Here is a 13,885-nt window from a genome sequence, read left to right on the forward strand (position 1 = left end):
ATACGATTAGATTTTGAAATATACAAAAACCTAATAATCCAACAAGTCTTCTATTTTCTTTTTCACTTTTTCAGTTGAAGGAATCATAGTCTGTTCTAACGTAGAATTCAAAGGAATTGCAGGCATATTTTCACTCCCAATAGTCATAACAGGTGCATCTAAATACTGAAAACATTCTTCTTGAATTTTCCCTGCCAGCGCTCTTGCAAAACTATTATTAGATGGTTCTTCAGTTATGACTAAACATTTACCAGTTTTCTTAACCGATTTCATTATCGTTTCTTCATCTAATGGGAAAAGAGTTCTTAAATCAATAATTTCAATTTGATCACGCATATCTAATTCACCAGAGGCATTATAAGCCCAATGAACACCCATTCCATAGGTCACTACGGTTAAGGTTTCAACATCCTCTTGCTTCCAAATTTCTTGTAAAACCCAGGCCTTTCCAAAAGGTAATACATAATCCTCTGAAGGCTCCACAGATGTTGCTGTTAAGGTCCCTGGTACTTTAGACCAATATAAACCTTTGTGCTCTAAAATTACCACAGGATTTAGATCGTGATAAGCAGCTTTTATCAAACCTTTTAAATCCGCTCCATTACTTGGATAGGCTATTTTAATGCCTCGAATGTTAGTAATAACACTTTCTACAGAAGATGAATGATAAGGGCCTCCACTTCCATATGCGCCAATGGGTACTCTTAAAATCATACTAACTGGCCATTTCCCATTAGACAAATAGCAACTGCGGCTCACTTCTGTGAATAATTGATTGAGTCCTGGCCAAATATAATCCGCAAACTGAACCTCAACAATGGGTTTTAGTCCTACAGCACTCATACCCACTGTTGACCCAACAATAAACGCTTCTTGGATTGGTGTGTTGAATACACGATCGTCGCCAAATTTTTGAGCCAAGGTTGCCGCTTCACGAAAAACACCACCAAGTCTTCCACCTACATCCTGCCCATACAGCAAACACGCTTTGTCTTCTTTCATGAGCTCCTCCACCGCAAATAAAGCACAATCTACCATTACCACTTTATCTGCACCTTCTGGCGAACGCTCTCCTTTTTCTTCAGTAATTGGAGTCGGTACAAAATCATTTGTAAATAAATCTTCTGGTTTTGGATCTTCAGCTTTTAAGGCTTTTTTGAAATCGGCCTCAACTTTTTTCTTCGCTTTAACTTCCAGATCCTTGACTTCTTTTTCTGTAAAACCATTATCCAATAATTGTTTTTTCAAAACCGGATAAGGATCTCTTGAACGTGCTTCATCTAAATCGTCACGATACCACTCCATTCTAACTCCAGATGTATGGTGATTTAAAAGTGGAACTCGAGCATGCACTAAAAAGGGTCGTCTTTCTTTTCTAATTGTTGCGATTACCTTTTCTAGGGCATCATAGCTCTCCATAAAATTAGCGCCATCAATAGATATGGCTTCCAACCCATTAAAACCTCGCGCATATTCATATGCATTTTGTGCTCTAGTTTCTTCAGCATTTGCAGAAATATCCCAACCGTTATCTTGAACTAAATACAGAATTGGCATTTGTTTTAAAGCTGCCATTTGAAAGGCTTCAGCGATTTCGCCTTCAGTAACTGAAGCATCACCTAAAGAGCAAACCGTAATTGGCTTAATATCTCTTGATTGCGCTCGAGATGACATATCTAAAACAGTGTTCTCTAAATTTTGCTTTTCTAAATATTGCATACCCATTGCAACTCCTGTGGCAGGAATAGCCTGCATACCTGTTGCAGAAGATTGATGCGGAACTTTAGGTTTATCATCATCTTTTATACTTGGGTGCGAATAATAGGTTCTACCACCTGAAAATGGGTCATTTTTTTTAGCTAATAACTGAAGCATTAAATCATAAGGTTGCATACCAAATGCTAAAAGCATAGCATCATCACGATAATATGGAAACGCATAATCTTGAGGTAACAATTGCAAACCTAATGCCGTTTGAATGGCTTCATGACCTCGAGATGTAGCATGCACATATTTTGAAACCTGTTTAAAATTTGCTTCATATAGTTCAGCCATAGATTTGGCTGTACATAAATTTAAAAATCCTTTTTTTAAAATTTCTTTTTTCATATCGTTCTTTCCACATCAAATTGTTCAAAATAATCAGCAACTCGACGTACAAAACTGCCGCCTAAAAAGCCATCAACAACACGATGGTCAAAAGATAAAGACAAGTACATCATACTACGTATAGCGATTTCGTCACCATTTTCTGTTTCAATGACTTCTGGCCTTTTCTTTATAATTCCTAATGCTAGAATGGCCACTTCCGGCTGATTTATTATAGGTGTTCCCATAATACTCCCAAAAGTTCCCACATTTGAAATGGTGAAAGAACTTCCTTGGATATCATCTGCTTTTAAATTGTTTTCTCTTGCTTTTTCGGCTAGTGCATTAACATCAGTTGCCAGTGATACTAAATCTTTGGTATCGGCATTTTTTACTACTGGTACAATTAGATTTCCACTAGGAAGTGCGGTAGCCATACCAATATTAATATCGTCTTTCACAATAATGTTTTTACCATCAACCGACGCATTAATATTTGGGAAGTCTTTAACAGCTTTAGCGACAGCTTCTACAAATAGAGGTGTGAATGTTAATCGCTCGCCATACTTCTCTTCAAATGCTTTTTTGTTGGCATTTCGCCATTTTACCATGTTTGTCAAATCGGCTTCAACATATGCCGTAACATGAGGTGAGGTGTGTTTTGAATACACCATATGATCTGCAATCATTTGGCGCATACGATCCATTTCTATGACTTTACCTTTCCCTTTGTCAAAAGTTAATTGTGGAATACGGTAAGCCGTTGGATCTTTAGTAACAGGCTGGGCAAACTTAAATGGTCGCCCTTCTTCTATATACTGGAATACATCGCTTTTTCGCAATCGCCCTTCTTTACCTGTTGCTGGAATTCTAGCTAATTCTTCAAAACTGATATGGTGTTTTTTTGCAATAGAAACGACTAATGGTGAAAAAAACTGATTTGAATTTGATACAGAAAATGACTGTGCTTGAGATTCCTCGACTGCGTCTGGAATAATTTGACGTTTCTTTTTAGTTTTTTGTTTTTGTGAGGCCTCAACTGCGCTCGACGTGACAGCAGGTTTTTTTGATGCCTTTTTTGAAGTTGACACTTTACCATCAGTTTTAATTATGGCAATGGTCTCTCCTATTTTAATAACATCATTTGCTTTAAAACGTATTTCTTCAACAACACCTGAAACGGTAGATGGCACTTCAGAGTCAACTTTATCTGTAGCGACCTCTAAGAGCATTTCATCTTGTTCAATGGTATCACCCACGTTCTTAAACCAAGTAATAATGGCTGCTTCTGTTATACTTTCACCCAGTTTGGGCATTTTAAATTCGAATTTCGACATTCTTTATTTTTTCATAAAATCACGAAGTGTATCGTAAATACCTTCTTGTATTTTCATTTTCGCTGGAACCTCTCTTAATGGTTCTACTTCCTTTAAACTTTCATGGCAATCTTTTGGTAATTGTTGATAAAGTTGCGTGCCTTTGGTTTTCCAAGCTAACATCTCATCATTTACTTGATTTATAACTTTTGCTGGATTACCAAATACTAAACTCCGATTTGGAATTTTTGTTTCAGCTTTTATAAAAGCCATAGCACCAACTATACTTTCATCACCAATTTCGGCATCATCCATAATAACAGTGTTCATGCCTATTAAACAATTTTTACCCAAGTTTGCTCCATGAATAATTGCACCATGACCTACATGAGCACTCTCTTTTAGCGTTATTGATTTACCGGGAAACATATGGACTGTGCAATTTTCTTGAACATTAACACCATCTTCTAAAATGATTTGTCCCCAATCACCTCGAATAGCCGCTCCTGGACCTATGTAGCAGTTTTTACCAATAATTACATTCCCAGTAACAGCAGCTAAAGGATGTACGAAACTGCTTTTATGAACCACTGGAGTGTAACCTTTAAAGGAATATACCATTATTTAAATCCTTTTAATTTCTCTTTTGTAAAATCGCTTAATACCAATCTACCACTGGTTTGAGCACGTTCAGCTAGCAAATTATCCCAATTATCTGTTCCTTTCCAGAATACTTTTTTCATTTCCATCATGGCTTCTGTATTATAGGTACATAAATGTTCTGCTGTTGCTTTTACGGCTTCGTCTAGGGCTTCTGTACTCTCATAGACATGTGTAAATAAACCTTTTTGTTTAGCCCATTCAGAGGGATAAAATGAGTTTGCATCAATAGCTATTTGCGACATGGCACTTAAACCCATTTTACGCTCTATTGCTGGCCCAACTACAAAAGGTCCTATACCAATATTGAGTTCACTTAATTTAATTGCAGCAAATTTTGTTGCCATACAATAATCGGTTGAAGCTGCAAGCCCTACACCTCCTCCAACGGTTTTTCCTTGAATGCGCCCAATGATAAATTTTGGACATTTACGCATGGCGTTAATCACATTTGCAAATCCAGAAAAGAAAACTTTTCCAGTTGCCGCATCATTAATATTTATAAGCTCTTTAAAACTGGCGCCAGCACAGAAGGTTCGGTCTCCTCCACTTTTTAGAACAATAACTTTAATAGCATCGTTATGTCCAGCATCAGTAATAGTTTGTGCTAATTTTGCCAACACATCTCCTGGCAATGAGTTATGAGCAGGATGAAAAAATTCAATATAGCCTACTTCATTTTCTATTTCTAACTTAACATAAGGGTCACTCATATTGTTTTATTTTATCTTTTTGTGAGACCTCTCGACTGCGCTCGAGGTGACATTAGTTTTAATTTATATTAATCCAAATTGTTCGAAATGGTGATTTAAATGTTTACGTTCTAATAAATACCACTCGTATCTATTTAATTCACCAAAAACCATATTTTTTAATGTCGCATCGGGATGTTCTTTAAAAAAATCTAGATATTTTTCACGCTGAGACTTAAAATTTTCAATTGCTGCTGCTAAATTTTCATACTTTAAATTATCTAGTGTGTCTTTCTCTAATAATGGAAATTGAGAATTTTGTGGAAACTTTTCATAATTATATAATGAATGATGAACTTTCTCTAATATCTTTTCTGGAGTTGAAATTTCAAAGTCTTGAATCTCTCCAGCAGCTATTTTATATGTATATTCCAAATGTTCAATCATATGTTGTGGTGTCATGATTCCCCATTTTGGTTTAGTATCTTCTTTTAATTTTGACAAACACTCTTGAATTTTACGTTCAGTCATTTCAACGAATGTCTCTTGTTTCTTTTGAACCATGGTTAAAATAGTAGCCACTGCAACTAATGGACTATCTTTTTCGTTTTTTTGACTTTCAGGTTTATTTTCAAAATTAGCATCAAATACCTCAACATGCCATTTAACAATCCCACTTGGATGTTCAGCCGTAGTTACATCGCGATCTACTTTCTCCTTACACGTTAAACGCACATAAATCGTATCATTATGATACAATGGCCTTAAAAAGCGAATACTATCTAAACCATAATTTGCCGCTACGGGACCTTTGTTTGGATACACAAATAATCCAGCTGCGGCTGAAATTATAAAATAGCCATGAGCCGTACGTTTTTCAAATATGCTTCCGTCTAATGACGTAATATCTGTATGCGCATAGAAATGATCCCAAGTTAAATTGGCAAAGTTTTGAATGTCAGTATCTGTAATTGTTCGCTTATGAGTTTTAAGTGACATTCCTGGTTGAATATCTTCCCAATGGTATTGAAACGGATGTTGTTCAGCATTTTTATATTTTGCATTTTGCTGATAAATGCCTGTTATTTCCGTAAGTGTTGTTGGTGTTCCTTGAATTGCTGTACGTTGTAAATAATGTTTTATTCCACGCATACCTCCCATTTCCTCTCCTCCACCTGCTCGTCCAGGACCACCATGTACTAATGTAGGTAATGGCGAACCATGTCCAGTACTTTCTTTTGCCATTTCACGATTAATAACTAAAATACGTCCGTGATGACTAGCCGCATTCACTACATATTCTTTAGCAATATTATCATCATAAGTAGCTATAGAAGACACTAATGAGCCTTTGCCCATTTGCGCTAATTTCACTGCATCATCCAAAGTTTTATATGGCATGATTGTGCTTACAGGACCAAAAGCTTCACGTTCATGAACAATGGTGTTTTGGAATGGATGATCTGTTCTAAATACCACTGGACTTATAAAAGCACCTTTGTTAGCGTCTGCACCAATGGTCTCAATTTTATCTAAATTACCATAAACCATTTCGGCTTCTTTTGCAATATCAGAAATTGAATTTTTAACAGCTTCAACTTGTTGCTTACTCACTAAAGACCCCATTCGCACCTCTTTTAATCGTGGATCACCAATAGTTATTTTATCTAAAGCCTTACCTAATGCAATTTGAACATCTTCAACCTGGTTTTCAGGAACAATAATGCGTCTAATAGCTGTACATTTCTGACCCGCTTTGACAGTCATTTCTTTACGGACTTCTTTGATAAATAAATCGAATTCAGGTGTTCCTGGTACAGCATCTTCCCCTAAAATAGAGGCATTTAAAGAATCGGCTTCCATAGTAAAAGGCACAGACTCTTGTATTAATCTTGGATGCGCTTTTAATAAACGACCCGTAGCTGCTGACCCTGTAAAAGTGACTACATCTTGCGATTCTACAGGATCTAAAATAGATTTAACTGTCCCATTAATAATTTGCAACGCACCTTCAGGTAAAATTCCGGAATTGATAATTTCTTTAGCAACAGCTTCAGCTAAATATGATGATGAAGGTGCTGGTAATACCACAGCCGGAACTCCAGCCATCCAATTAACAGCACATTTTTCAAGCATGCCCCAAACTGGGAAATTAAAGGCATTAATATGAACGGCTACACCTTTTTTAGGCACCATAATATGATGTGCCATAAAACGTCCTCCTCGCGATAAATCTACAGGATCGCCTTCGACGTGATAGGGCTGATTAGGAAATAATTTCCGCAATGACGCATTGGCAAACAAGTTACCAAAACCGCCTTCAATGTCAATCCAACTATCAATTTTTGTAGCTCCAGTTCTATAACTTAATTCATAGAATGCGTCTTTTCGTTTGGTTAAATAAAAAGCAAGCTTCTTAAGCATATTACCACGCTCTTGAAAGGTCATCTTACGTAGGACCTCACCACCTTTTGTTCTTCCATATTGCAGAATTTCTGGAATATCTAATCCTTCAATTGCGACACTAGTAAATGCTTCACCAGTAACAGCATCAAGAATTGGTGTACCTTCTTCTTTACCTGTTGTCCAATTACCCTGAACGTAATGTTGTATTTTGTTCATATTCTATAAAATAAAATGGATTCCTTCCTTCGCAGGAATTACATACCTCTATAAATTCACATTTTCAATAATAGCTGCATAGCCCTGACCAACACCCACACACATCGTTATTAAAGCATAGCGCTTGTTTTGCTCTTGTAATTCTATTGCTGCTGATAAAGCAATTCGTGCTCCCGTAACGCCTAATGGGTGTCCTATGGCAATAGAACCACCATTTGGGTTTACTCTGGGATCATCATCAGCTAATCCCCAAGCTCTTGTGCAAGCCAATGCTTGAGCCGCAAAGGCTTCGTTAAGTTCAATGATATCAATGTCGTCCATGGTAAGACCTGCTTTTGCCAATGCTTTATTTGAAGCTTCAACGGGCCCAATACCCATGATTCTTGGCTCTACACCAACCACAGCAGAACTTACAATTCTTGCTAATGGTTTTAAGTTATATTTTTTAACGGCATCTTCTGATGCAACGATAGTTGCTGCTGCACCATCATTTAAACCAGAAGAATTGCCAGCAGTAACACTGCCTCCTTCCTTTTTAAACGCTGGACGAAGTTTAGCTAAAACTTCTAAAGATGTTGTTGGTTTTACAAACTCATCTTTTGAAAATCGGATGGGGTCTTTTTTGCGTTGTGGAATTTCAACGGTTACTATTTCTTTATCTAAACGTCCATTTTCTTGTGCTTTTGAGGCTTTCATTTGGCTCCAATACGCAAACTTATCTTGATCTTCACGGGAAATATTGTATTTCTCGACCAAATTTTCTGCCGTATTACCCATGCCATCGGTTCCATACATATCCTGCATTTTCGGATTGATAAAACGCCATCCGAAGGTTGAATCATACATTTTAGAATCGCCTCCAAAACCCGTTGATGGCTTAGCAATAACGTATGGTCCACGTGTCATGTTCTCAACACCTCCAGAAATAAACAGATCTCCATCTCCAGCCTTAATAGCACGATTAGCATGAATAATTGCTGACAAACCAGAGCTACACAATCGGTTTACCGTTTCACCAGGAACCGAATACGGTAATCCTGCTAACAACGAACACATACGTGCCACGTTACGATTATCTTCTCCTGCTTGATTTGCACAACCCATTATCACATCATCATAAGCTTCTTTTGGGATATTTGGATTTCGTTTTACAACTTCTGAAATTATTAAAGCTCCTAAATCGTCTGTACGAACAGCTGATAAGGTTCCTTTGTAATTTCCTATTGGTGTTCTTATGCCGTCTATTATATATGCTTCTTTCATAATTATTTATATAGATTCCGCATCACATGCGGAATAACAAACTATTTAAAAATTTATTCTTTCCAATCCTTTTGAGTTCTATAGACAACACCTTTAAAAAGTGCTACTAATTCATCGCCTCGTTTCACTTCGACGATATTAAACCCTAATTTATTGTTTACTTTTTCAATGACGGATTCGGCCACTAAATAATCACCTTCCTCTAATGCTTCAATATGATTAATACTAGTTTCAATAGATACGGCATATTTGCCATGCGTATTTGCTGTAAAACCAAATGCTGTATCAGCCAATGAATAACTTACACCACCATGTGCATAATTCATACTGTTAAGCATATCTTTTCGTATGGTCATACCAACCTTACAACGCCCAATCTCACATTCTAATATCTCAATACCTAGCCATTGACTAAAAGCATCTTGACTTAACATCTTGTAAGGTATTTGTTCTCCATTCATTTAATAGAACGTTTTATTTTCTCTATTCATTTTACGTAATAGAGGACTACAACGGTATCTATCTTCATGATATTCGTTATACAATTCATCCATTTTATTGACGCACCAATCAATTTCTTTTTCATCTGCCCAAGCCAATAAGCCCTTTGGGTAGTTAACGCCTTTGGTCATGGCATTATCAATATCTTCTGCCGATGCAATGTTTAAAAACAAAGCATCTGCTGCTTCGTTGATTAGCATGGCTAATACGCGTTCGAAAATTTTTTGTGCTAATTCTTTGTTTTCTAATGGACTGGGTTTCGTCGCACCTTCCGAATAATCATAATAGCCTTTACCGGTTTTACGACCTAAATATCCTGCTTCAGCAAAGCGTTTCTGTGTAAATGCAGGTTTGTATCTTGGGTCGAAATAAAATTCCTTAAATACAGTTTCTGTAACGGTATAATTGACGTCATTCCCGATAAAATCCATTAATTCGAATGGTCCCATTCGGAAACCTCCCAAAGTTTTTAAACTCCAATCTATAGTTGCGAAATCTGCAATGCCTTCTTCGTAAATACGCAAAGCTTCACCATAAAATGGTCTTGCCACACGATTCACTATAAATCCTGGTGTGTCTTTTGCAACTGCCACCACTTTTTTCCAATCCTTAATAGTTTGTACAGATTTATCTAATACGTCTTTTGAAGTTTGAATCGCTGGAATAACCTCAACTAACTTCATTAAAGGTGCTGGATTAAAAAAATGAATCCCAACACAACGTTCTGGTTTCTGTAATGAAGCTGCTATTGATGCTATAGATAAACTAGATGTATTGGATGCAATGATACAATTGTCAGAAACATAAGTTTCTAATTCTGAAAACACCTTTTTCTTAATATCCAGATTTTCAACAATAGCTTCTATGGTTAAATTAGAATCTGCTAAATCCTTTAAATTATCTACATATGATATATTAGACTGAATTCTATTTTTCTCATTTGAATCGATTCGGCCTTTTTCAATAAGTCTATTTAATATTTTTTCAAGGCTTGCTTTAGCTTTATCTAAAGCCGCTTGGTTGGTATCGTATAATTTTACATTACAACCAGAAGTAGCTGCAACCTGCGCAATGCCGCTTCCCATTGTTCCACTTCCTATTATTCCTATGTTCATAATTCTGTTTATCTTTCAATGCGACCTCTCGACTGCGCTCGAGGTGACCACTTTAAATTATTTTCCTTTAAAAGTTGGTTTACGTTTTTCAACAAAGGCTGCAACACCTTCTCGGTAGTCCTCGCTTTGTGCTGCTTCTATTTGTAATTTAGACTCTAATGCTAATTGCTCTTCTAAACTATTTGTCATAGATTGATTAAACAATTCTTTAATCATACCTAGTGCTTTAGTTGGCATATTAGCCAATTTTAAAGCAAGTTTACTAACCTCATCTTCAAAGTTTTCTAAAGGAATCATTTTGTAAATCATTCCTAATCGTTCTGCTTCTTCAGCTGAAATCTTGTCTCCTAACATGGCTAATGCAGTTGCTTTTTGGAATCCAATAAGTCTTGGCAAAAAGAATGTCCCAGCACTATCTGGAATTAAACCAATTAGGCTAAATGCTTGAATAAAACTTACTTTTTCATGAGCAACAACAATATCGCAGGCCAGTGCAATATTTGCTCCTGCACCAGCTGCTACTCCATTTATTGCACCAATAATTGGTTTTTTGATAGAACGAATTCGAGTGATTATTGGATTGTAATGTTCTTCGAGTATTTTTTTAAATCCTGGGTTTAACTCTGGATCTGTGACTTCTTTTAAATCTTGGCCAGCACAAAATGCTTTTCCGCTTCCAGTAAGGACAATTGCTCTTACATCAGTATTGGCTTCACAGTCATCCATAATAGACTGGAGACTTAAAGCCATTTCACGATTGAAACTATTAAATACTTCTGCTCTGTTTAGCGTTATATACGCTACTTGGTTTTCAATTTTTAAAAGAATTGAATTGTTGCTCATACCTATGTTTCTTGTTGTCTATTTAAGACATTTAAAATAGTCGAATGGCTCTTGACATTCATCACACTGAAACTGTGCTTTGCATGCTGTAGAACCAAACTGACTTACTAATTTTGTGTTTTTGGATCCACACTGTGGACATTTTACCAATCGTTTACCATTTAGCAAAACATCTTTATCTGCCTCTGCCTCTAAAGGAGCCGCAATGCCATATTTCTCCAGTGCTTTTCTACCTCGTTCTGTAATCCAATCCGTTGTCCAAGCGGGATGGAGAATGAGTTCAATTTTAGATTTATAACCTGCATTTTTAAGTGCTGCCATAATATCATCTCCTATCACATCCATGGCTGGGCAGCCGCTATATGTTGGTGTAATTTCTACTTTTACAATATCATTTTCAATAATTGCAGAACGCACAACACCCATATCCATAATGGATAAAACAGGAATTTCAGGATCTGAAACCTGTTCCAGAATTGGGATTAAGATTTTATCTATATGTTGTTCCGTTGTTGTCATAACATTTCCCGTGAAAACGGGAATCTTATTATTACTTCCTTTTATTCATGAGATTCCTGCCTGCGCAGGAATTTGTTACCATTCCATATTGGGATAGGCACGTTGCATATATTGTAATTCAGCCAACAAATAACCCATATGTTCTGTATGAATTCCGTGTTTACCTCCTTTTTGAAAATATTTTAAATCTGGCACTTGAATTGTTGCCTCTGTTAAAACTTCTGCAACATTATTATAATATGTGTCCTTGAGTTTAGTAACATCAACTCCTATCCCTTCTGAAACCATCTGTTTATCGGCATCAGTTTGGTGAAATAACTCATCTGTATAAGTCCATAAACCATCAATGGCATCTTGCATTTTGGCATGACTTTCTTCAGTACCGTCACCTAATCGTTTCACCCAATCTGAAGAAAAACGCAAATGGTAACTCACTTCCTTTAAGGATTTTGTTGCTATAGCTGATAGCGTTAAATCCTCACTCTTTTGTAATTCAGTTAAAAATAGATGATGGTACACGTCAAATAAAAATTGACGTCCGATGATATATGCAAAGTCTCTATTCGGTTGTTCTACCAATAACACATTTATATAGTCACGCTCTTTGCGCAACATCGCAATATCGTCTTCAGTTCTATCGTCTCCAGCAATTTTTGCAGCGTATTGATAATAACTACGTACTTGACCAAATAAATCTAAAGATAAATTTGTACATGCAATATCAGTTTCCAAACTTGGTCCATGACCACATAATTCACCTATTCTTTGACCAAGGATAAGACTATTGTCCGCTATTCCTAAAATATATTTGTATAAATTATTTTTCATAGTTTCTCTTAATGAGATTCCTGCCTTCATTTCGACAAGCTCAATGTGACACGCAGGAATGACAATTATTACATGTGTTTTATTTCATCAGGCAGATCATAAAATGTTGGATGACGATACACCTTATCTTGAGCAGGCTCAAACATTTCACCATTATGTTCTGGATTGGATGCTGTTATGTGTTTAGATTCTACCACCCAAATACTTACACCTTCATTTCTACGCGTATAAACATCTCTTGCATTTTCTAGAGCCATTTCTGCATCTGCTGCGTGCAGACTTCCAAAATGCCTATGCTCTAATCCATTTTTACTTCTTACGAAGATTTCCCAAAGTGGCCAGTTTTTTGTTGACATAATAATATTTATTGATTTATCATTTATTATTGATTCGAAATATCTTAAAAGAATTTCTATCAAATTGATGATAATTTTAAACTACTTGTTTTGCTTTTCTTTCTCTTTGCTTTTCGGCATAAGCCATAGCCGCATCGCGAACCCATTCTCCGCGTTCCCAAGCACCAACTCGTGCTTTCATACGTTCTTTATTCATTGGACCGTGACCTTTTACTACTTGCCAAAATTCATCCCAATCAATTTCACCAAAATCGTAACTACCGCGTTCTTCATTCCATTTTAAATCTGGATCCGGAATGGTTAATCCAAGAATATCTGCTTGAGGCACAGTTTGATCTATAAATTGTTGACGTAAGTCATCATTCGATTTTCGCTTTAATTTCCATTTCATGGATTGCTCTGTATGTATAGATTCTGCATCTGTTGGCCCTAACATCATTAAACTTGGCCACCACCAACGATTCAATGCATCTTGTGCCATCTCTTTTTGTTCTGGTGTTCCATTACACAATTTCAGCATGATTTCATAACCTTGTCTCTGGTGAAAACTTTCTTCTTTACAAACGCGAATCATGGCTCGTGCATAAGGTCCGAAAGACGTGTTACACAATGGCACTTGATTGATGATAGCTGCTCCATCTACCAACCATCCAATAGCTCCCATATCTGCCCAAGTAAGTGCAGGATAATTAAAAATGGACGAATATTTGGCTTTTCCTGTATGTAATTGCTCATACATTTCATCACGTGAAATACCTAAAGTCTCGGTTGCAGAATATAAGTATAGTCCATGACCTGCTTCGTCCTGAACTTTGGCTAACAATGCTACTTTACGCCTTAATGACGGTGCTCTAGTAATCCAATTTCCTTCAGGTAACATACCAACAATTTCGGAATGCGCATGTTGAGACATCTGACGAATATGTGTTTGACGATACTTTTCTGGCATCCAATCTTTTGGTTCAATTTTTTCGTCACGTGCTATTCGCGCTTCAAATTGCTCTTCTAGGTTTTTTATTTGTTCTTCACTCATAATTTAGTATTTAGTGAATAATTCTATTTATAATAGATTCCTCGACTGC

The 13,885-nt window shown here is 36.5% G+C and carries 13 protein-coding genes; all 13 read right to left on the minus strand.

Translation table 11 applies throughout. The features are described from left to right. Nucleotides 1–30: 30 nt before the first annotated feature. On the minus strand, nucleotides 31–2,109 hold the full coding sequence (locus C1S72_RS05255; RefSeq protein WP_104734593.1) for an alpha-ketoacid dehydrogenase subunit alpha/beta: 2,079 nt from the start codon (nucleotides 2,107–2,109) through the stop codon (nucleotides 31–33). Beyond that, nucleotides 2,106–3,425, minus strand: coding sequence for a dihydrolipoamide acetyltransferase family protein (locus C1S72_RS05260; protein ID WP_104734594.1), 1,320 nt, complete (start codon nucleotides 3,423–3,425; stop codon nucleotides 2,106–2,108). The genes C1S72_RS05255 and C1S72_RS05260 overlap by 4 nt, the downstream gene beginning before the upstream one ends. Nucleotides 3,426–3,428: 3 nt before the next feature. Continuing rightward, complete coding sequence (locus C1S72_RS05265) at nucleotides 3,429–4,025, minus strand: acyltransferase (RefSeq protein WP_104734595.1); 597 nt, start codon at nucleotides 4,023–4,025, stop codon at nucleotides 3,429–3,431. Further along, on the minus strand, nucleotides 4,025–4,777 hold the full coding sequence (locus C1S72_RS05270; RefSeq protein WP_104734596.1) for an enoyl-CoA hydratase/isomerase family protein: 753 nt from the start codon (nucleotides 4,775–4,777) through the stop codon (nucleotides 4,025–4,027). Before C1S72_RS05270 ends, C1S72_RS05265 begins: the two co-directional genes overlap by 1 nt. Before the next feature lie 63 nt (nucleotides 4,778–4,840). Further along, nucleotides 4,841–7,378: a phenylacetic acid degradation bifunctional protein PaaZ gene (gene paaZ, locus C1S72_RS05275; protein ID WP_104734597.1), complete on the minus strand. Its 2,538-nt coding sequence runs from the start codon at nucleotides 7,376–7,378 to the stop codon at nucleotides 4,841–4,843. Between the two features lie 48 nt (nucleotides 7,379–7,426). Then, nucleotides 7,427–8,641 carry a 3-oxoadipyl-CoA thiolase gene (gene pcaF / locus C1S72_RS05280; RefSeq protein ID WP_104734598.1) on the minus strand — a complete coding sequence of 405 codons (1,215 nt, stop codon included), beginning with the start codon at nucleotides 8,639–8,641 and terminating at the stop codon, nucleotides 7,427–7,429. 53 nt (nucleotides 8,642–8,694) lie between these two features. Then, complete coding sequence (locus C1S72_RS05285) at nucleotides 8,695–9,102, minus strand: PaaI family thioesterase (RefSeq protein ID WP_104734599.1); 408 nt, start codon at nucleotides 9,100–9,102, stop codon at nucleotides 8,695–8,697. Next, nucleotides 9,103–10,257 carry a 3-hydroxyacyl-CoA dehydrogenase NAD-binding domain-containing protein gene (locus tag C1S72_RS05290; RefSeq protein ID WP_104734600.1) on the minus strand — a complete coding sequence of 385 codons (1,155 nt, stop codon included), beginning with the start codon at nucleotides 10,255–10,257 and terminating at the stop codon, nucleotides 9,103–9,105. A 57-nt stretch (nucleotides 10,258–10,314) separates the two neighbouring features. Then, on the minus strand, nucleotides 10,315–11,100 hold the full coding sequence (locus C1S72_RS05295) for an enoyl-CoA hydratase-related protein (protein WP_104734601.1): 786 nt from the start codon (nucleotides 11,098–11,100) through the stop codon (nucleotides 10,315–10,317). Nucleotides 11,101–11,118: 18 nt separating this feature from the next. Continuing rightward, entirely contained in the window at nucleotides 11,119–11,619 is a 501-nt protein-coding gene (gene paaD / locus C1S72_RS05300) for a 1,2-phenylacetyl-CoA epoxidase subunit PaaD (protein WP_104734602.1), read from the minus strand. Nucleotides 11,620–11,694: 75 nt separating this feature from the next. Beyond that, entirely contained in the window at nucleotides 11,695–12,447 is a 753-nt protein-coding gene (gene paaC, locus C1S72_RS05305) for a 1,2-phenylacetyl-CoA epoxidase subunit PaaC (protein WP_104735795.1), read from the minus strand. A gap of 68 nt (nucleotides 12,448–12,515) precedes the next feature. Next, nucleotides 12,516–12,803 (minus strand): 1,2-phenylacetyl-CoA epoxidase subunit PaaB, encoded by a 288-nt coding sequence (gene paaB / locus C1S72_RS05310; RefSeq protein ID WP_104734603.1) that lies wholly within the window; start codon nucleotides 12,801–12,803, stop codon nucleotides 12,516–12,518. 76 nt (nucleotides 12,804–12,879) lie between these two features. Next, the gene (gene paaA / locus C1S72_RS05315; protein WP_104734604.1) at nucleotides 12,880–13,836 is read right to left on the minus strand and encodes a 1,2-phenylacetyl-CoA epoxidase subunit PaaA; all 957 of its coding nucleotides are present in this window, start codon (nucleotides 13,834–13,836) and stop codon (nucleotides 12,880–12,882) included. Between the last annotated feature and the right edge of the window lie 49 nt (nucleotides 13,837–13,885).

The organism is Hanstruepera ponticola (assembly GCF_002940745.1).
GTDB lineage: Bacteria > Bacteroidota > Bacteroidia > Flavobacteriales > Flavobacteriaceae > Hanstruepera > Hanstruepera ponticola.

Coding starts and splice junctions, on each gene's coding strand:
- C1S72_RS05255 (WP_104734593.1), bottom strand. CDS start 2,109: ATGAAAAAAGAAATTTTAAAAAAAGGATTTTTAAATTTATGTACAGCC.
- C1S72_RS05260 (WP_104734594.1), bottom strand. CDS start 3,425: ATGTCGAAATTCGAATTTAAAATGCCCAAACTGGGTGAAAGTATAACA.
- C1S72_RS05265 (WP_104734595.1), bottom strand. CDS start 4,025: ATGGTATATTCCTTTAAAGGTTACACTCCAGTGGTTCATAAAAGCAGT.
- C1S72_RS05270 (WP_104734596.1), bottom strand. CDS start 4,777: ATGAGTGACCCTTATGTTAAGTTAGAAATAGAAAATGAAGTAGGCTAT.
- paaZ (WP_104734597.1), bottom strand. CDS start 7,378: ATGAACAAAATACAACATTACGTTCAGGGTAATTGGACAACAGGTAAA.
- pcaF (WP_104734598.1), bottom strand. CDS start 8,641: ATGAAAGAAGCATATATAATAGACGGCATAAGAACACCAATAGGAAAT.
- C1S72_RS05285 (WP_104734599.1), bottom strand. CDS start 9,102: ATGAATGGAGAACAAATACCTTACAAGATGTTAAGTCAAGATGCTTTT.
- C1S72_RS05290 (WP_104734600.1), bottom strand. CDS start 10,257: ATGAACATAGGAATAATAGGAAGTGGAACAATGGGAAGCGGCATTGCG.
- C1S72_RS05295 (WP_104734601.1), bottom strand. CDS start 11,100: ATGAGCAACAATTCAATTCTTTTAAAAATTGAAAACCAAGTAGCGTAT.
- paaD (WP_104734602.1), bottom strand. CDS start 11,619: ATGACAACAACGGAACAACATATAGATAAAATCTTAATCCCAATTCTG.
- paaC (WP_104735795.1), bottom strand. CDS start 12,447: ATGAAAAATAATTTATACAAATATATTTTAGGAATAGCGGACAATAGT.
- paaB (WP_104734603.1), bottom strand. CDS start 12,803: ATGTCAACAAAAAACTGGCCACTTTGGGAAATCTTCGTAAGAAGTAAA.
- paaA (WP_104734604.1), bottom strand. CDS start 13,836: ATGAGTGAAGAACAAATAAAAAACCTAGAAGAGCAATTTGAAGCGCGA.